The sequence below is a fragment of the Enterobacter sp. BIDMC 30 genome (assembly GCF_000534355.1).
GTDB lineage: Bacteria > Pseudomonadota > Gammaproteobacteria > Enterobacterales > Enterobacteriaceae > Enterobacter > Enterobacter ludwigii.
In genome coordinates, this window is sequence record NZ_KI973169.1 from 4,448,220 (window position 1) to 4,468,379 (window position 20,160).

Consider the following 20,160-nt stretch of genomic DNA (forward strand, 5'->3'; position numbering starts at 1 on the left):
CCCATCCTGAGAGAACGTTTCTGAACTGATTTCGCAACTGCTCCTGCGCGCTAACGTCGCATCAGAGCAATGCTATGAAAATGATCCCCAGAGCGTGGTTTAACCGCTCCCGTATACTGATGAATGCTGCCGAAAACATAACGTTTTCGGCGAACGATCCTGCCGGTGAAAGCTCGCCGCGGTCAGAACTCTTTTCGACCGTCCAGATGGAACGCTACGGCCAGAAGCTGGCGCGGACTCATAAAGTATCACCGGATAAGCATCCTTATTATCTTCTGAAACGGCTTGGCGACAATGAGGCCGTCATTACCCAAAACTGCTATGAGCTTAACGCGGGTAAAAAGACTAGTATCATGCCCGCTGGTGAATGGCTGCTGGACAATTATTATCTGATTGAGGAACAAATCCGCACTGTCCGCCAGCATCTGCCGAAAAGCTTTGGCAAAGGTCTTCCGTCGCTGGTATCGCCGCTGAATTGCCCACGAATTTATCATATTGCATCAGAGGCTATTGCTCACGGCGATGGCCGCTGGGATGCCGCCAGCCTGACCAGCTATCTCACTGCCTATCAACAGGTGACGCCGCTGACGCTGGGTGAAGTCTGGGCGTTACCGGGAATGCTGCGCCTGGCGCTGATTGAAAATCTTCGTCGTATCAGTATGGAAGTGATAAAAGCGCAGCAAGACAGAAACCTTGCCGATACGTGGATAACAAGGATTGTCGAATGCGCAGAGAGTGCGCCTGGTGATTTAATCATGGTGGTTGCCGATATGGCGCGCTCCCGGCCTCCGTTAACCAGTGCGTTTGTCGCAGAGCTGGTGCGGCGCCTGCAGGGGCATGGCAACGCGCTGTCGTTACCTCTGACCTGGGTTGATCAGTGCCTTCGGGAACAGGGGATCACCACTGACGTTCTCATACATAGTTTCAATCAGCAGCTTGCCGCCAGCCAGCTGTCCGTAAGTAACAGCATTGCGGGCCTGCGATTATTGAGTGAAACGGACTGGGCTGATTTCGCCGAAACGATAAGCGTTGTCGAACAGACATTACGCAATGATCCTGCCGGCATCTATCCCCGGATGCACTTCAATACCCGGGATCATTACCGGCACGTAGTGGAGGTTCTGGCCAGAGACAGCGGTCTCAGCGAGCCTGAGGTTGCAGAGAAAGTGCTGGCGTTTTCAGAGGAAAAAGCGCCCGATACACCGGAACATCATGTTGGTTATTATCTTGCGGGCGAAGGTCGACAGGCGCTGGATATTCATCTCCTGGCAGACGCCTCAAGGCTCCTACGCTTGCGGCACAGTTTCAACAGAATAACCCTGCTGTCATGGATTGGAAGCCTGACGCTGCTGACAACCGCAGCGACCGCAGCAATATTGCACGAAACCGCCATGCAGGGCACAGACTGGCTGTTGATCGCGGTGATATTGCCTCTGATTATCGCTTTGACTCAGTTAATGAGCGATTTACTCAGTGATGCAACCACCCGTTTTCGCGTTCCTCGACCCTTGCCGGGGATGGATTTTTCAGCCGGGATTCCCGCTGACAGTGCCACCATGTTAGTCATTCCCTGCATGTTGACCAGCCACGAAAGTTTCAGCCAGCTCCTCACCAGTCTTGAAGTCTGCTGGTTAGGGAATGAAAACGAAAATCTCAGGTTCGCGCTGCTCACTGATTTTGCTGATTCTGAAAATGAACCCTCGCCGGAAAGTCACGCGCTGCTCAGACAGGCTATCGCCGATACGCAGGCGCTTAATCGCCGCTACCCCTCCGGCCGACCACGTTTTTATCTGTTACATCGCCAGCCTGAATGGAACCCCTCGGAAGGAGCGTGGATGGGCTATGAACGCAAGCGGGGAAAACTGGCGTTACTGAACAGCTGGTTGCGCCATCCCGGAACGCAATTCGTCAGCGTTGCAGAGATGCCTGCCCACCTTTTACCGGGTCACATAAAATACGTCATTACCCTGGACAGCGATACGGTGCTCCCGCGCGATACGGCACACAAACTCGTCGCGACGATGGCGCATCCGCTGAATACGCCTGAGTATGATCCGGTACGCCAGAGGGTTGTCAAAGGATTCGGTATTTTACAGCCCGGTCTTGCGGAGGAGATACCACGCAACGGTCAGGGGCGTTACGCAGCCCTGCGCAGCAGCGTACCGGGCAATAACCCTTATTCGATGATGTCTTCGGATATCTATCAGGATCTCTTTGGGGAAGGCTCGTTTGTGGGCAAAGGGATTTACGATGTTGATATTTTTATGCAGGCCACTACCAACATCTGCCCAGAAAATCTGGTACTCAGCCACGATCTGCTTGAAGGATGCTATGCACGTTCGGGTCTGCTGAGCGAGGTATTACTGTACGAACAGTATCCTAATAATTATCTGTCGGATGTTGCACGACGTTCACGCTGGATCCGGGGTGACTGGCAACTACTTAACTGGCTGAAACCACGCGTCAGAAAAGCCGATGGAACCCGGGGCAGGAATCCGCTGACCGCGCTTTCTTACTGGAAATTACTCGATAATCTACGTCGCAGTCTGGTCGCCCCCTCCTTACTGGTATTGCTGTTCTTCACTCTGCTTTGGGTACCCAATCCGGTTTACTGGCTGGGCATACTGTTGCTGATATGGCTGTTGCCAACCATCCTCTGCATTAGCCACGACCTTCTGCATAAACCTCTGCGTCGCCGCGTGAAGCCGCATCTGTTACTGGTGGGGGCGGGCGCGCTAAAGCGTCTGTCAGGTATCAGCCTTAATTTTGCGATACTGCCGCACGAAGCCGGATATTCGCTGAAAGCGATCGCCGTGACGCTATGGCGACTGGGGATAAACAGGCGTCACCTCAGCCAGTGGGTCAGCCACAGCCAGGACAGCAGTCAGGCCAGACCCACTGTTGCACGTTTTTATCAGGCGATGTGGCTGAACGTTGCCGGTGGCGTGGCGCTGACAATACTGACCGGACAATTTGCCCCACAGCTGCTGGGGATTGCGTTACCGATCGGTTTGGTATGGTGTGTGGCACCACTGCTGATGAGCTGGCTGAGTCGCCAGCCCGTGCGTAAGGTTTTTTCGCCTAACCAGGAACAAAAACAGCTGTTACGCCAGACAAGCCGTGAAATCTGGGCTTTTTTTGAAACATTTGCCACAGCAAAAGAGAACTGGCTTCCGCCTGATAATTATCAGGAAATACCACAACCGACGGTGGCACACCGAACTTCTCCTACCAATATTGGTCTTTCACTTATGGCTAACCTGACGGCATGGGACTTTGGCTACCTGCCTGGCGGAGAGGTGCTCCGGCGCGTGTCGCTCACGCTCGACACGATGGATAAAATGGAGCACTACCGGGGCCATCTCTACAACTGGTATGACACCCGTACGCTGGTCCCCCTAAGTCCACGCTATATCTCCAGCGTCGACAGCGGCAATATGGCCGGGCATTTATTGACCCTGCGTGCAGGTCTGTCCGCCATGCGTCATCAGCCTGTTTTAAGCAACCAACAGATACTGGCAGGACTGAACGATACGCTGGATATTCTGGAAAAACAGTGGGGTAAGAACCCACCTGACAGCCTGAGACTGCTGCGCAAGCATTGCCTGAACGCGGTGTCGCTCTCTCCGCAGGCGCTTTTCAGCGAACTGAAAAGCATGCGCACCCAGTGCAACCATCTGACCAGCGCATGTCATCAGGGATCTCCTCTTCAGATGCGCTGGGCTGGACATCTGGAGCATCAACTGGTTCAGCTTTGCCATGAGTGGTCTCTGTTGCTTGGCTGGTTGCCTGCATCCTGGAATGAACAGACGCTGCCGACGCTGAGCGAGCTTGCCCGTCCGACATTAACCGGTACAGGAATGGCTCCGGCGTCAGTGGCGGAGCAGGCCCGAATGCGACTCAATATTATCACCGAGCTGGAACAGCGGCTGGATGAGCATGCCCGGATGGATTTCGCCTTTCTGTACAGTGAAGCAACCAGTCTGCTCAGCGTCGGTTATAACTGTGACACCAATATGCCTGACAAGAGCCACTACGATCTCCTGCCGTCTGAAATCCGCCTGACCAGTTTTCTTGCCATTGCGACTAATCAGCTGCCTCTTAAAAGCTGGTACGCGCTGGGTCGATTGTTTACCACGATTGATAATGAAACTGCCCTGATGTCATGGAGCGGATCCATGTTTGAATATCTGATGCCGAATCTAGTGATGCCCACCTGGCCCGGCAGCTTGCTCGATGAAATGAGTCAGTCGGCGGTTATGCGCCAGATTCACTGGGGGAAAGAACGCGGGGTACCATGGGGTGTTTCAGAGTCTGGCTATCATGCTTTTGATGTTCAGCATAATTATCAGTATCAGGCATTTGGCGTACCGGGGCTCGGTCTGCGCAGGGGACTTGCCGATGACATGGTTGTTGCTCCTTACGCCACGCTGCTGGCCCTGATGGTTTCCCCACAGAGAGCCTGTGAGAACCTGTTCAGGCTGCAAAAAAATGGTGCACGCGGAGAATACGGTTTTTATGAAGCGCTGGACTATACCCCCTCACGTCTTGCAACCGGTCAGCTCTATGCGGTGGTACAGTCCTGGATGGCGCATCACCAGGGTATGGCATTTCAGGCGCTGGCTCATGTGCTGCTTGACGCCCCCATGACTGAACGCTTTATGTCCAGCACGGTATTCCGGTCAGCGAGTCTGCTGTTACAGGAGCGCGTGCCGGATGCGGTCGATCTGTACAGTCCGCGCCGTCATTTTGAATCTCATGAGGGCAGGGTCAAACCCGTCCGCTATGAACCCCGTATTTTCTATAGCGTGGATACTCCCGCCCCGGATATTCAACTGCTGTCCAACGGCCATTATCATCTGATGTTGACTGCGGGGGGCGGTGGTTACAGTCGCTGGAAGGATATTGCACTAACGCGCTGGCGCAGTGATACCACCCGTGATAACTGGGGAGCATTCTGCTACATCCGCGATACCCAGACGGGAGATGTGTGGAGCAATACCTGGCAACCGACAGGCTACACCAGCGGACAAGACGAGGAAGTGTTGTTCACCGATGCGGGGGCAGAATTCAGATGCAGCTTCGGGGGACTCAGCGTCAAAACTCAGGTGGTGATCTCTCCGGAGGATGATGTTGAATTGCGACGGCTCACACTGATTCATCGTGGTCGCAAGCCTCGCTCTCTGGAGCTGACAACCTATGCTGAAGTGGTACTGGCACCTGATGCCAGCGATCTGGCACACCCGGCATTCAGCAATTTGTTTATTCAGACTGAGCTGGCTCCTGAGCGTGACGCTATTCTTTGCCACCGGCGCCCGCGCTCACCGGATGAACCGGGCCCTTGCCTGTTTCACATGATGGTGGTGCATGGCGATAACCGACATAACGTGTCGTTTGAAACGGACAGGGCAAGGTTTATTGGACGTGGCAGAAACCCTGAGAATGCCCAGGCAATAGAGACGGGAGGGATGCTAAGCAACACGTCGGGCTCGGTGCTGGATCCGATACTGGCAATTCGCAACGCCATCATTCTGCAGCCGGGGCAGCCGGTTACGATTGATATCATTTATGGCATCAGCGAGACCCGTCAGCAGAGCCTGGCGTTGCTGGAGAAATATCGCGATTACCCTATCGCCGATCGCGTCTTTGAACTGGCCTGGTCTCACAGTCTGGTGGTATTGCGCCAGATGAACGCCAGTGAAGATGATGCCACGTTGTTCAATTGTCTCGCCAGCGCTGTGCTTTACCCTGTCCAGGAGCTGCGCGCCGAAGGACAGGCGATCGGCCGCAACCGGCGTGGCCAGTCCGGACTGTGGGGCTGGGCAATTTCAGGGGATCTGCCGATAGTGCTGCTGAGTATAACCAGCGAGGAAAGTATCACCTCAGTGACCACACTGATTCAGGCACATCGTTACTGGAGACAGAAAGGGTTGAATGTTGATTTGGTTATCCTGAATAACAGCCCCGGCGGCTACCAGCAGGGATTACAAAATCAGATTATGGAGTTAATTTATGCCGGGTCTGAAGCCAGTCTGCTGGATAAAAAGGGCGGGCTTTTTGTCCGCAACGGTGAGCATCTCTCCGCTGAGGATAAGTTGCTTTTGATGAGCGTGGCCTGTCTTTATCTTGATGACCGCGCAGGGGGTATTATTGAGCAGCTTAACCAGCGTATTCATACCCTGAAATCGCCGGCAAGGGCATTCATTCCGCGTGCTGTGCGCGAGCGTAATCAACATACGGACTGGAGCCCTGATACCAGTCAGTTATGCCATTTCAATGGGTACGGTGGATTTTCTCAGGATGGGCGGGAGTATCAGATCGTCCTTCGGGAAAATGCGCTTACACCGGCTCCCTGGTCGAACATACTGGCAAATTCCCGTTTTGGCAGCGTGATCTCAGAGGCAGGGCAGGCCTATACCTGGTATGAGAATGCCCATGAATACCGGTTGACGCCGTGGGAGAACGATCCGGTGAGCGATCGCAGCGGCGAGGCATTTTACCTGCGCGATGAAGAGAGCGGGGAGTGCTGGTCGCCGACGGCTTTACCTGTTCGCGGACACGGTGATTACCTGACCCGCCATGGTTTTGGCTACAGCGTTTTTGCCCATCGTGAGAGTGGTATAGACAGCGAGTTGACGGTCCTGGTTGCTGAAGAAGATCCGGTTAAACTGGTGCTCCTGACGCTCAGTAACTCTTCGGGACGGACACGTCAACTTTCCGTCACAGGCTATGTAGAGTGGACGCTCGGAGAAACACGAACGCGCTCAGCCCCTCACATTGTGACACATGTGGCCAGAACGCCCGCCGGCTGCGGGGTGCTTGCGAATAACTTTTATGGTGATAATGGTGGCGGCCGAACTGCATTTTTTGCCGTCAGCGGTAATGACTGTTCTCTGACAGGGGACCGCCGGGAGTTTATTGGCCGTAATGGTTCCCTTCACGCCCCTTCGGCCATGAAACTGCAAAAGCTTTCTGGTAAGACGGGGGCCGGTCTGGATCCCTGCGGAGCGGTGCAATCGGCGGTTACATTAATTGACGGGGACCAGAGGACGTTTATTTTTATCCTCGGCGCAGAGGAGAATGATGTTTGTGCTCAGGAGACGCTGGCCCGCTACATGAACGAGGATACGGTCCGCCAGGAGCTGAACCGGATTCATAATCACTGGCACAATGTGCTCGATAAAATCGTAGTTAACACCCCCGACACGTCCGTAAATTTACTGGTTAATGGCTGGCTGTTGTATCAGACGGTCGCCTGCCGTCTTATGGCCCGGAGTGGCTACTATCAGTCTGGCGGTGCATTTGGTTTTCGCGATCAGCTGCAGGATACGCTGGCTCTGAGCCACGCTGCTCCGAACCGGATGCGTGAACAGATAATACTCTGTGCATCACGGCAGTTTATCGAGGGAGATGTGCAGCACTGGTGGCACCCGCCACACGGCAACGGTGTGCGTACCCGCTGTTCCGATGACTATCTTTGGCTGCCGCTTGCTGTTTGCCACTATGTTGAAACGACGGGGGATATGGATGCACTGGAAATACGCATTCCTTATCTGGAGGGACGCTCGCTTCAGCCTGGTGAAGAGTCTGTCTATGACACGCCGGTCATCAGCGGCACCGAAGAGACACTCTGGTTACACTGCGTCAAAGCTATTCACTATGGACTTCGCTTCGGGGAGCATGGCCTGCCGCTGATGGGGGCTGGTGACTGGAATGACGGGATGAACCGGGTGGGTATCGAAGGCAAAGGTGAAAGCGTCTGGCTGGGCTTCTTCCTGTACGACATTTTGCAGCGGTTTGCAGCGCTGGCGGAGCGCAGGCTGGATGAAAGCGTCGCCGCGATGTGCCGTTCACAGGCTCTGCGCCTGCAAAGTAATCTCGAAGCCCACGCCTGGGATGGGGAATGGTACCGCCGCGGGTATTTTGACGATGGTACTCCCCTGGGATCGAAAACCTCACAGGACTGCCGGATTGATGCGATTGCGCAGAGCTGGTCTGTATTGTCCGGCGCCGCGAGCCCGGGACGGTGCGCAAAGGCCATGCAGGCGCTGGATAAGCACCTTGTGGATAACGAAGGAGGGCTGATCAAACTGTTAACGCCTCCTTTCGACGGACACGGTCCAAATCCGGGCTACATACAGGGGTACCTGCCCGGCGTGCGGGAAAACGGAGGGCAGTATACGCATGGCGCCATCTGGGCAGTGATGGCCTTTGCCCGAATGGGGAATGCCGAACGCGCCTGGCAACTCTGGTCAATGCTCAGCCCTATAAATCATACCCTGAATGCGGACTCTGTCGGGATTTATAAAGCTGAGCCTTATGTCATGAGTGCTGATGTCTACAGCGTCGCTCCCCATATCGGACGTGCAGGGTGGAGCTGGTATACCGGTTCCGCAGGCTGGGCCTGGCGTTTACTTACCGAGGAATTACTGGGGATAAAACGTTCCGGCACTGACTTTAGTGTTCATGCCAGGTTACCGGATGAGTGGTCGTCTTTTTCTATGGCATATCAATATGGTGAAAGCCATTATCAGATTAGTGTTTCACGCGGCGATGCAGAATATTGCGTGACGCTGGATGGTGTTCTCCTCCCTGATGACAGAATACCGCTGAAGGATGATGGACAAAACCACACGGTTGAGATCATTCAGAACTGACACTGATCCCGGAGGTGCGTTAACGTCTGCCGTTAATGCGCTGATTATCCCTGAGAACATTAATCGCAGTCTGCATGGCGATTTTGTCATCCCGCCTTTTTTGTTTGTCCTGCATGACCTGAAGGTATTCCAGCAAGGTGCGGGTATTAATCGGTCGGCCCTGTTTACCCACAGCCAGCACGGCTTCGCCAAGAATAATTTTCACAGGCGGTAGTTGTGCCGGATACCAGTCAAGGGTGTCTTCTGATTTCATCTTAAATTTCTCACGGAAGGGTAGTATACCATAAATGAGACGTTCAATTTTCAATATCTGATATCCTGATTCAGACACAACTTAACATAACTCATGCCAGCTATTTTTATATTAAAGCGTATAATAACTACTATATTCCTCAGAGAATTATTTATGTCTTATACAAATGGGCTCAGGTATTTTAAAGAAAGACCGGTTCATGTTGCCTGCCCGGTATGCGCGCACAGAGCCGATCAGAAAGCAGGTAAACTAAGAAAAGATGCGGTTCTTGAGTGCCCTGCCTGCGGACTGTTGTTCAGACCTTCAGAATGCTGGTGTATCGGCGGCTGATCAGCTTCTGCCACTTAACGTCAGTGATGTCGGAAAATGACAACGTTCCTCCTGTACTGCAGTTGTCGAGGGTATGATAATGAAATCTAAAAAATCTGTTTTTATTGAAGGACATATCCTGTCAAGCAGCTGTCACGGGCAGGCCGGTCAACCTTTCTGTATTCACCGGGTCAGGTTTAGTAATGGTAAATATGCGATTATCCGGGTGGCATCCGGGATATGTTTCAAACCAGGCGAAATTATTCAACGAAACGATTGTGAGTGGTTTTATAAACTTACCAAAATTCGCCTTCTTTCTTTTGAGTACCTTGATGATGATGAATCAAGAAGACAATTTCTTGAGTATCAATGATAAAATCATGGATTTATAATAGAATAACTTTGCTGGCTTACAATTCATTCCTGACTCTTTAAATTCTTTACCAGTCATTGCAAAATTATTTTTTCTGAATTTAGATGAATTTAAATTGCCTCAAACAAAATGTATCGCCAAAGACGAATTGCCTCATTGTTTTCCTTTTGCGTTATAACCTTCATTAGCATTAAGGAAATTTATGGCACAGACTTTTACTCATAATTTACTTCATCCTCGCCACTGGCTTACCTGGTCTGGTTTGGGTCTGCTGTGGCTTCTCGTTCAACTTCCTTACCCGGTTTTACATATTCTGGGTTCTGGCCTTGGAAAAATATCCAGACCCTTTCTGAAACGTCGGGAAGGAATTACGATTAGAAATATCGAACTGTGCTTTCCCGAGATGACACCGTTTGCCCGGAGTCAGATGGTCAATAAAAACTTTGTTTCTCTCGGGCTGGGACTGATGGAAACAGGAATGGCTTGGTTCTGGAGCGATGCGAGAGTCAAAAAATGGTTTGATGTCGAAGGGCTTGAAAACCTGACCGGTGCGACAAGAGGAGTAATGGTTGTCGGGATTCATTTTATGTCCCTTGAGTTGTGTGGAAGAGTAATGGGGTTATGCCATCCTATGATGGCAACGTATCGCCCACACAATGATCCATTAATGGAATGGGTACAGACAAAAGGGCGTATGCGTTCAAATAAGGCTATGATTAATCGACGTAATTTATCAGGTTTTGTTCATGCGCTAAAAGCAGGTGAAGCCGTTTGGTTTGCACCAGACCAGGATTATGGGTCTAAAGGAAGCGTTTTTGCACCTTTTTTCTCGGTAAAAAAAGCAGCCACGACGAACGGAACGTATGCTCTGTCAAAACTAGCTGGTGCACACTTGATCACACTTAGCATGATTCGACGTAGCGATAAAAAAGGTTATCACATGTATATCAGCAATCCGTTGTCAGGCTATCCAGGGGAAGACAAGGTCGCCGCAGCAGCTTATATGAACAAGATCATCGAGCGTGAAATTCTCCGTGCCCCTGAGCAATACCTGTGGATGCATCGCAGGTTCAAAACGCGTCCTGAAGGCGAAGTCTCTTTATACAAATGAACCACTCTGCTTGTCATGAGCCAGAATCTATCTTTCTTGCCACTGCGTATTTGTAAAAAATTCGATAAGGAATTTCCGATCGGATTCATGTTAACGATGGCTTAACTGACAACCAAGGTTAATCAATTGAACCGGTTCGGATTTGAAAGTCCGTTTTTCGCTCATTGCGGACCTTCAGATCAGCTAGCCTGCACGCTTCGAGCCAGAATTAATCGTTCTAATTTTCATACCTCAGCTATGTACTCTGTACGTAACGGGACAAGAGGGAGTAGTTAGAGAACCCTAGTCGATTCAGATTCATAACAGCACTGAGAAATCAGACGAAGAAACCACTGAGATCACAACGCTATTTAGCAGATCGCCGATAAGATTTCGCCGCTTGCCAGGCATGTTTCATCTTCTCAATAAACTCCAGCTTCTCTTCAGGTTGGACGTTCCACACATCTATAGCCGCAATAATCATGTCATAACGCATAGACGTATTATAAGGGCGAAGATAACCCGCTATTCGTCCTTTTCCTTTGAGATAGTCCCAGAGATAAACTAACTGAGTTTCATCATCACGTGACATCCAGTCAAAATCTGTCAGAAAAAAATCATATTGCTCAAGCCAGCGCTCATGCAGTTTTTTGAAATAAGAGATCTTATCTCCAAGTGAGCATGGAGCTTCATCAATGTATCTCATCACACCATTGATGAGTTCACGCTCAGTTACCGGGGAGGGGTTGTACAGAGCGGTACAAGCTCCCGCGTTCAGATAAAATCGGGAGAAAACGCGTTTCGGTTTTTTCGAAGCAGTGGCCTGTGGATTTGTTATCAGATCCCAATCAATATCATCCAAATCGATATTCAAATTAGAGAAATCAAAATTGGTGAAGATATTATCGTCCATTAAAAGAGAATTAAAACCACCTGAACAACCGGCGTCATTCCCCAACCCACCAAGTGTCAACCCTGCAGGTAATACTGGATATTCAAAAATATAATGGTGAGCAAACCACGATGCTCTTGGTGTACCTTTGAAACAATCAAAATAATCTTTATCAATCAGTTGCAGGTCGGCCCATTCTTTAAGTGTTTTCCGCGCAGCTTTGATTCTGTCCTGATCGCCAGAAAAATGCCGTTCAAGTATCTGAGAGATCAAATGTCGAAACTGATCCGGCGTATCATAAGTACTGCACAGTAACGAGTGATCAGTATTTAAAAACCCATCAAGCGTTTTTAAGTACATTATCTCGTAGCGGATCATATCGTAATGCAACATCGTCTCATCCCTCTGATTCTGGCTTCCGAAAAGAGATTAACATGGACATCTTTTTGGTAGATGGAGGCGAGTCACAGACCTGAAGAATGACTGATTTTTAACTGATATCCTGCTGATTTTATTGTGATAACACTCTGACATTTTACTGCGTTATTCCTGTGGTTTTTACTCTATGAATCCCCTCTGTTCACCTCATTAGAATCGCTCAACAGCAGATATGAACATTTGGGTTTTTAGTATAATTAAAGGGGACTCCCTGTTTCTATACCACCCTGTTCATAGCACCTTCTCCAACAAGCAACCCTGCCTGTATTCCCCTGGATACACGGTTCCCTTTATCTGCCGTATCCCCACTTCTCTTAAAAATTACATCTCATCCCAATCCTTTGTACTCCACCTGACAAAGGATAAATCAATGCACACACCCTACCCTTTTAATTCCAGATACACGATGAACTGGTTTCTACTTTCTCTACTCAATGACCACCTGAATCAGCTACTGAACCGATACTCCCGAATACAGGCACTCAGACTCGACCTGTTCTATCAGAAAGGTACAGAGCGCTATAAACGTCATTCATGGAACGAAACAGAGCGAGAAGTTCGTGTACTGATTGAGCGCACCCTGCAACACACAAATCTGGCTGGGAATTTCTGGGTACTCGAGAACTCTGTAGACCACGGCTGCCATGCCCATATCGTGTTCTATCTCGACAGGCACCTTAACCAGGCTACCTACCCAATAGCTGAGAGAGTCGGAACAATATGGCGGGAAATAACGCAACGAGAAGGCTATTACAACCGCTGCGAATACAAGTCCACTTATGACGTCAGTATTGATAAGCCAGTGAACTACGATGATACCGAAGCCATCGATAACCTGCGCTACATCATCAGCTATCTCACCAAAGAAGAGCAAAAACACGGTCACTATCACTACGGAGCCAGTGAAGTACCACCGCCAAGCGGACTGGGGCGTCCTCGCACGCTGTAACTCACGTTCTGCACTTTTTTACGTATCAATCCATTGATGTGGAAGGGCTGGTGGTAACGAGCGATCAACCACCAGCTCAGGGTAATCCCACAATGGAAGACAGCACCATGACAGAACAAATTTCTTTGCTCGATGACCAACTGGTGGATATGCGGTTCATCACGAAGCTAACGGGACTTACGGACAAGTGGTTCTACAAGCTCATTTCATTGGGTGAGTTCCCAAAGCCCATTAAGCTGGGCAGAAGCTCCCGCTGGCTTCAGAGCGAAGTGGAAGCCTGGCTACAGCAACGCATCGCGCAGTCCCGTCAGTAATCTATCGAACGCAATCACATCTCCCACCTGATTTAACTTCATCAGTCGTATGACCTGCACTGATGCTCTTCTTGGGACGGCTTAGCCCTGCGCGTCATCCGCCAAAGAACCAATATTATGACGATTTACGCCAAATCTTTTATCGCGCTTGATGGTAATAAGCGTCTCACGGGCGCGGTCAATGCACAGCTTCATCCTTACGACCGCTACACCTGCCATCTCTGCGGCAGTGCGCTGGTATTCCACCCTGAATGGAGTACTAACCTCCCATGGTTTGAACACACATGGGAAGACCTGACGGAGAACGGACGCCACCATTGTCCGTATGTACTCCCTAAGCCTAAGGAAGCCAGGCGGGTGCGCATGCTGTGTCGCTATGTGCCGGATGTCTTACCGCTGGTGCGCAAGGCGGAATGGCATTGTTCTGGCTGAAATAGCCACTACAACGGTGAACGGTTTTGCCTGAGTTGCCGTACCGGTGAGCACAGTACCGAACATTGCACCGAATGAGCCTACGTTATCTGCCGCTTGCTATCTGGACATCATTACAGGATTGACACCATGCAATTTCGCACCATTCGTACCGGCCTTGACCACAAGGGCGAAGTCACTTACATCCGGGACCTGTCTCCGCGTTCAAGGGGGCCCTAGTACTGCCGCTCCTGCAACAATCCCCTGCGTCTGCACTGGACGCATGATAGCGGCGGTTATTTCGAACATGACATGGAAGATGCTGACGAACGCAATTTAATGCGTTGTGAATACCGGGTTATTTCTCAGGACAAACCGATATCAGCCTTTGAGCAGGCAGTTAATGCAATGCTGGAACGTGATGATTCAGCCTCCGCTGAGCCCTCAAAAAAATATTATTTCTGCGTACTATGCCAGTATGAATATTATGGTTTTCGATGCTGTCCGGCGTGCAAGCAGCACATCTACAGCACGGAAGTGAAAGATATCGATATGCTAACTGTGCCTGTGACATTTGCGAAATAAAACAGGCTATTCAGTGATAAGTGTGGGTTTACCCCCAAAGAAAAATTCTGTCCTCACAACGAGGCCTGTTCGAAGGCCTCCGGGCTGACGCCGATGAGATGACTTAGGCGCCGGGATCGATTATAGAAGACTTAAATATAATCGAAGATATCGGTCCGGGCCAGATCTTGGGTATTATAGATACGTTTTCTGATCCGTTCTTTTTTCAGCGAACTGAGGAACGATTCAGCCAAAGCATTATTCTTGTAGCTGCCACGCCGGCTCATGCTCGGTGCCAGATTATTGGCTCGACAGACCCATTGCCTAGTGTCGCAGCAGTACTGGCTGCCCTGGACGCCCTTCTAAGAGTGAAGTCATTATTTGGGTACTGTTGATCTTCCGATTTTGATTTAGCAGCAGCGTTTAGACTTCACACGAAATATAGTGCTTATGGCAACGCAGTGCTTCCATTTTAGAATAACCTTCTGCTACCCGCTTTGCCACATATTCCTGTGTTCTCGCGTCTTTCCGTAATCTACCCTTCGCGATAATATACAGGACACTATTGGCTGCGCGAACACCACCACGATTAAGTCGGTTCCGGTTTGTTTTTCCGGAAGTTAACTTTTTCAGCTATGACAGAGCTCCTGTGAGAAAACAGAATTGAATCTCCTGACAGATAACCCGTACAGGTCAGTAAAGAGACAAGCCGTCAGGCCTTTGTTGAGTCACGTACACCAGTGAGGAAATAAATGCCATTTACGCAAGTCTGTTCGATATTAATAAAGGTTCACTGGCGGAATATGCCGCTGCGCTGGAAAGTGCTGCTGCATTAAAACCTAAGTCATTAAGTTTTACCGACGCGGCAAACAGCATTTCATTACTATAACGCTCACCGCAGCACGTCATCAATGCATTTCGGATATCAATATTTATGATCACAAGACTTTTCATAACAATGATTCATTATTATAAAAAATGAACACGATGCGGCAGGATTAAAAATGGCTCCGAATGGGAGCCGTTGATGTTTTTAGCCCTTCATCGCCGCATAGCGCTTGCGGTACTCCCCCGGCGGAATGCCGTTGTGTTTGCGGAACACCTTCGTGAAGTAGACCGGGTCGCTATAGCCGACCGACAGCGCTACTTTATTCAGCGGCAGCGTGGTGGTCTGCAGTAGCCACTTTGCCCGACTCACCCGCTGCATCTCGCGCCAGGCGTAGATGGTCTGCCCTAACTCATTCTTAAACAGGTGCGCCAGTCTGGAAGGCGACAGGAAAACCATCGCTGCCAGCGTCTCAATTTTCATCTCCTGGGCAATATTTTCGTTCAGGTAATCACAGATGGCGTTGATGCGCGGGTCGTGGGCATGGCGGTTGCTGATCGGCTGTAGCTGGAAGCAGCTCAAAATGAGCCTCTCAAGCGCGTTCATCGCCAGCGCTTCGGCGAGCGGGGCGGTATCATTGTGGTGATGGATAACCTCATAAAAAAGATCGCGTAGCGCCTGCTGCTGCTGGGGATCGTTGACCGTGGTTTTGCCAATACTATGGGTAGTGTGGTCCCACTTCAGCCAGTCGACCCAGTAAGGACGTGGAATAAAGTAGATCCACAGGTGGTCCCAATGTTCGCTGTGCTCATCGCGCCCGTAGTGGTGTGGCACGCCAGGCGGAAACAGCAGCAGTTCGTTTTCGCCAAACAGCAGCGCCCCTTCTCCCGCCTTCGCGCGCGCCTGGCCGCGCAGGGTCAGGTTGATGATATAACCCTTCATCCCCTGCGGGCGGTTGATGTAGTAGTCGAGCTTTGAACCGCGAGTAATAGGCGTAAAGCCAGCGACGACCCAGGCGTTGAAGGTGAAGGTTTTTATCAATGGTGAGAAGTGCAAAAACGCTTTGATATCTAACTCCATAACTCCTCCGCCCGTTGCCGTTAACTTTCAATGATACTAAATTCCCAGCCTTTGAGACGCAATGGCTCGCCGAGCGTCACCGTTCTACCGCTTAACAGCTCGGTGCCGCTGGTTTCGGCGAGCATCTCTTGACTATCGCCGCTGTAGTTAAACAGGAAGTGAATGCGTTTGCCGTCGCGGTTACGCAGGGTCCTAGTAATTAACGGATAGCGGTAGGCTGACGAGCGCGAACGGAGTTCCAGCCCGTCGGTCAGGGTGTCAAACAGCTGGCTAATCAGCGCCTTGTGCGGCAGGAAGCCAACGTACAGCGCCCGGCCTTTGCCGTAGTCCGCTTCGGTCGCCGCCGCATACTCGCTCCAGGCCGGATGCTGATAGCGCAGCAGCATGCGGGTACCCGGCGCAGGCGTTAACAGCTCCATCCACAGCTCGGCGGCGTTGTGTTCGCGGCAGTCCAGGGTCGAAGTACAGGCGGCAACGGTCACGTCCTCCGGCAGGGTGAACTGACTGTAGGTGACGCCACATGCACTGTGCAGAATACCCGGCTGCACGCTGCTGCGCACCTTCACATTTTCATCGCTGAAGCCTGACTTAAAGCCAATCAGCGCCCGTCCTCCTTGCTCAACGTAGCGGTTAATCCGCGTGAGCAGACCATCATCGGCGGCGTACAGGCCGGGTACGATTAGTGTTTTATAGCGCGACGTCACCTCGGTGACGTCGTTGATGATATCCAGTGCGATATTGTGGTCATACAGCGCGTCGTGGAAGCGGCGGAAAATATCGTTATAGACGTTGCCCTGCGCGTCGCCGGGGCGGAACTGATTGAGCGCATCCATGGCTTCATTGTTAATCAGCAGCGCCACGTCGTTTTCCGCGCGCAGCCCCGCTAGCTGAGGCGATAGTCGGGCGAAATCAGCGCCGATGGTGGTCGCTTCCTGCCAGGTCGCGTTGCGGGAAAAGTCATGGCTCAGCAGCCCCTTCCAGTAGGTTTCAAATGAATTGTGGATAGAGTGCCAGTGCCAGTACGAGACCATCGCCGCGCCCGACGCCACGTGGCTAAAGGCCTGGAGCCGCAACTGGCAGGGGAATGGCGTCCACTGGGCAAAGCCTTGCGCCTGGGTTTCCAGCACGAAGTAGTTATTGCCGCCTTTTAGCCCGCGGGTAATGGCGCCGCCGAAGGCAATTTCTCGTCCGGTTAAATGCTTCTGGCTGGGGTGATAAATATCGACCCCAGCAATATCCAGCGCTTTGGCCGCAGCAAAGTGGTCCACGCGCGGCTGGACGCCAAACGAATAGCCGCGCCATTCGAAATCAAAGTTGTGGGTGACGAACTGGTGCGGTTGCGCGTACTCGCGCACGATCTCTGCCTGCCACGCCAGATACTCAGTGACCTGCTGGCGCTGATAGCGCGAGAACGCGCAGGCGAGGCTGGCATTGATGGTGTTTTCTACCGGCGGGAAGTCATCCCAGCTGTCGATGCGGTTGCTCCAGTAGTCGAGGCCGAAGTCGCGGTTCAACCGATCGAGGCTGGGATATTTTTCCTGCAAGCTGCGCACAAAGCCTTCCTGCATATAGCGCCCGACGTTGTCGTAGTGCTTGGTTTCGTTATCCAACTGCCAGCCGATAATCGCCGGATGATTCTGCACATGGGCCATCAATGTGCGGAGAATGTTCTCTGCATAGCGGCGAAAAGTGGGGTTCACGATGTCCATAATCTGCCGCGGGCCGTACTTTTGCTGGCCTTCGGCTGTGGTCACCAGAATGTCAGGGTGCTTCGCCACCAGCCATGCCGGTACCGCGTAGGTCGGCGTACCGATAATCACCGCGATCCCCGCCTGGTGCATGGCGTTCAGCACGCGGTCGATGTGGTAGAAATGATATTCGCCTTCCTGCGGCTCCAGCGTACTCCAGGTAGATTCTGCGATGCGCACCACGTTGATGCCTGTCTCTCGCATCAACGCGATGTCCTGCGCAAGGCGATCCTCCGGCATATATTCGTCGTAATAAGCGACACCGTAATATAAATCAGACATGCGGTTACCTCGTGTCATTAGTGTGTGGTTGCGGTCTGCAGGGCGAAAAATCGCGCCTTATCCAATGTGATAAAGGAGAGCAGGGTGAAGCACAGGGCGATGCCGCCCAGCACGATGTAACTGCTGGTGAAACCCATGCTCTGATACATATGGCCAATCCCGGTGGAGAGGAAAATAGAGCTAAAGCTCTTGGCGAACTGGAAGCCAATCAGATAAACGGTGGCGGAAAGCAGCGGATTGAAGTTGGCGGCGATATATTTCAGCGCGGCCACCAGCAGCACCGAACTCTCGAAGCCGTGCAGCAGTTTGATCAGGCTGATGGAAACCGGGCCAATCGCCCAGGCCGAGCCGATGATGCGCAGGCTCATGATCATGCCGCAGTACAGCAGGGCGTTTTTCGGACCGATTTTATTGACGAACCACGGGGCGAAGAACATGACTACCGCATCGAGGAAGATCTGCCCGGTGGTCAGATAGCCGAAGACTTCCGCGCCGCGCGCTTTGCTCTCAAAGAAGTGGCTGTAGTAGATGGCAAACTGCTGGTCGTAGGTTTCATAGACCGCGCCGACGCCGATCGTATAGATGGCGAAAAACCAGAACTTTTTCAGCTTCAGCAGCGCCACCGCGTCGTGAAAGGTGACGGGGGTGGTTTTCATTTGCTGTTGACCGGCTGTGCCGGAGGTATCCACCTTGGTTTTCCAGACTATCAGCAGCAGGCAGGCGCCAGCGGCGCTGGCCAGCCAGAAAATCATGTTCTGATCGATACCGTAGAGCTTGCCGGCGGCAAAAGTGCCGATGGCTGCTCCAATACCGCCAAACATGCGCGCGCGGCCAAACTCGAAGCCGGAGGCGCGGCTGACTTTATCAATATAGGCTTCACAGATACCGCAGCCCGCGCCGTAGGCCATCCCGATATACACCCCGCCCGCCAGCGCGCCGAGAATAACGTTGTACTTCAGCAGCGGGGCGAAAACGTAGATCCACCAAGGGGCAAACAGCGTGATGATGATGGCCAGCATCCACATCAGGTGTTTACGGTAGACCAGCTTGTCGGAGATAAAACCGAACAGCGGCTGCACGCAAACCGCGATGATGGCGGTAAACGAATAAACCAGACCAACGTCGGTATAGCTGATACCGATGGTTTCGGTCAGCCACAGCGACAGATAGGGGTAGCAGCAGCCCCAGCCGATAAAGAAAAACAGGAAGAACAAGCAGCTCATAGAGTAATTTTTATTCATGATACCCTCGTTTTCTCACACAGGAATCTTGTTGCAGAGACACGAGAAACGTTACCGTTTCGCATTACGAGGAGTCATAAATGTTTCGCTATCAACCAGTAATAATCTGCTGCGGCGAGACGAGCGTGAACTGCTTCACATTATGCGAGGATACACGGACTCAATACTCCAACACGCGCCAATTCTTCTTGAAGGCCCTTCTTCAATAGCAACGTTGTGAGTTCTGAGGTGGGTAAGCAGTTCTGCCATTGGTAACCGGACGATAAAGCATAAGTCCAAAGATCTGGGCACTGGCAGATGTGCCTTTGGCTCGATTTCCCTGCCATATTCATGGATGTTGATTTTCTGCTGCCCAAATTTAAGTGCCGTTCTGTCTGCACCGAACAGAATCACTTCCATACCAAGCACGTCGCGATAGAACTCGACACAAGCCTGCCGAGCGCGGGTAGTCAGAACATGATGGTCAAGATGAGAAATCATGATGATAAGCCCATTCATTTATTGAAGACTGTCTGGGTATCCTAGGTGTGCAGAAAAATGCATCTTTACTACCGAATGTGATATGTACCGAAAAATATATCCAGCTAATCAAGAAATTTTAGAACCACATGCTCATTCATACTTTACCCTAAGTTTCATCACTGCCTTTAGCTTATGTCACAGGCAATGTAATTCACCTGAAGCTCATCTTGAATCTGTCCTTCTGTTAAGCCATTACCCTACTGGCACAACC

Annotated in this window: 12 protein-coding genes and 4 pseudogenes; 8 read left to right on the top strand and 8 right to left on the bottom strand. The window is 51.5% G+C overall.

The window, feature by feature from the left end:
* Positions 1-74 precede the first annotated feature (74 nt).
* Positions 75-8,657: a GH36-type glycosyl hydrolase domain-containing protein gene (locus tag L466_RS01495; RefSeq protein WP_032681779.1), complete on the top strand. Its 8,583-nt coding sequence runs from the start codon at positions 75-77 to the stop codon at positions 8,655-8,657.
* Positions 8,658-8,676: 19 nt separating this feature from the next.
* Here the strand turns inward: L466_RS01495 and L466_RS01490 are convergent, their stop codons facing one another.
* Positions 8,677-8,910, bottom strand: coding sequence for a hypothetical protein (locus L466_RS01490; RefSeq protein ID WP_032682062.1), 234 nt, complete (start codon positions 8,908-8,910; stop codon positions 8,677-8,679).
* Positions 8,911-9,063: 153 nt separating this feature from the next.
* Here L466_RS01490 and L466_RS24170 point away from each other — a divergent pair, with 153 nt between their 5' ends.
* The 3 genes from L466_RS24170 to lpxP all read left to right on the top strand — a co-directional run bounded on the left by L466_RS24170 (position 9,064) and on the right by lpxP (position 10,703).
* Positions 9,064-9,240, top strand: coding sequence for a YnfU family zinc-binding protein (locus tag L466_RS24170; protein WP_213076229.1), 177 nt, complete (start codon positions 9,064-9,066; stop codon positions 9,238-9,240).
* A 79-nt stretch (positions 9,241-9,319) separates the two neighbouring features.
* Positions 9,320-9,592, top strand: a complete 273-nt coding sequence (locus L466_RS23845; RefSeq protein ID WP_176399547.1) for a hypothetical protein — start codon at positions 9,320-9,322, stop codon at positions 9,590-9,592.
* 202 nt (positions 9,593-9,794) lie between these two features.
* Positions 9,795-10,703: a kdo(2)-lipid IV(A) palmitoleoyltransferase gene (lpxP, locus tag L466_RS01485; RefSeq protein WP_016239703.1), complete on the top strand. Its 909-nt coding sequence runs from the start codon at positions 9,795-9,797 to the stop codon at positions 10,701-10,703.
* Between the two features lie 346 nt (positions 10,704-11,049).
* Here lpxP and L466_RS01480 read toward each other — a convergent pair whose 3' ends face one another.
* Positions 11,050-11,967 carry a hypothetical protein gene (locus L466_RS01480; protein WP_032681782.1) on the bottom strand — a complete coding sequence of 306 codons (918 nt, stop codon included), beginning with the start codon at positions 11,965-11,967 and terminating at the stop codon, positions 11,050-11,052.
* 415 nt (positions 11,968-12,382) lie between these two features.
* Here L466_RS01480 and L466_RS01475 point away from each other — a divergent pair, with 415 nt between their 5' ends.
* From L466_RS01475 to L466_RS0122700, 4 genes and pseudogenes are all read left to right on the top strand, one after another.
* Positions 12,383-12,961 (top strand): YagK/YfjJ domain-containing protein, encoded by a 579-nt coding sequence (locus tag L466_RS01475; RefSeq protein WP_032681784.1) that lies wholly within the window; start codon positions 12,383-12,385, stop codon positions 12,959-12,961.
* 107 nt (positions 12,962-13,068) lie between these two features.
* Positions 13,069-13,275 (top strand): helix-turn-helix transcriptional regulator, encoded by a 207-nt coding sequence (locus L466_RS01470; RefSeq protein ID WP_032682063.1) that lies wholly within the window; start codon positions 13,069-13,071, stop codon positions 13,273-13,275.
* 117 nt (positions 13,276-13,392) lie between these two features.
* Positions 13,393-13,785: pseudogene (locus L466_RS23390) on the top strand (putative zinc ribbon protein).
* Positions 13,786-13,941: 156 nt separating this feature from the next.
* A pseudogene (locus L466_RS0122700) lies at positions 13,942-14,271 on the top strand (putative zinc ribbon protein); the annotation flags it as partial.
* 53 nt (positions 14,272-14,324) lie between these two features.
* Here L466_RS0122700 and L466_RS23395 read toward each other — a convergent pair.
* From L466_RS23395 to L466_RS01455, 6 genes and pseudogenes are all read right to left on the bottom strand, one after another.
* Positions 14,325-14,603, bottom strand: a pseudogene (locus tag L466_RS23395) (IS3 family transposase); the annotation flags it as partial.
* 70 nt (positions 14,604-14,673) lie between these two features.
* Positions 14,674-14,874 (bottom strand): annotated as a pseudogene (locus L466_RS23400) (IS110 family transposase); the annotation flags it as partial.
* A gap of 135 nt (positions 14,875-15,009) precedes the next feature.
* Entirely contained in the window at positions 15,010-15,204 is a 195-nt protein-coding gene (locus tag L466_RS23775; RefSeq protein ID WP_140418745.1) for a hypothetical protein, read from the bottom strand.
* A gap of 79 nt (positions 15,205-15,283) precedes the next feature.
* The gene (araC, locus tag L466_RS01465; protein ID WP_032681788.1) at positions 15,284-16,156 is read right to left on the bottom strand and encodes an arabinose operon transcriptional regulator AraC; all 873 of its coding nucleotides are present in this window, start codon (positions 16,154-16,156) and stop codon (positions 15,284-15,286) included.
* A 20-nt stretch (positions 16,157-16,176) separates the two neighbouring features.
* Positions 16,177-18,186, bottom strand: a complete 2,010-nt coding sequence (locus tag L466_RS01460; protein ID WP_032681789.1) for a beta-galactosidase — start codon at positions 18,184-18,186, stop codon at positions 16,177-16,179.
* A 17-nt stretch (positions 18,187-18,203) separates the two neighbouring features.
* On the bottom strand, positions 18,204-19,427 hold the full coding sequence (locus tag L466_RS01455) for an oligosaccharide MFS transporter (protein WP_032681790.1): 1,224 nt from the start codon (positions 19,425-19,427) through the stop codon (positions 18,204-18,206).
* Positions 19,428-20,160: the final 733 nt, after the last annotated feature.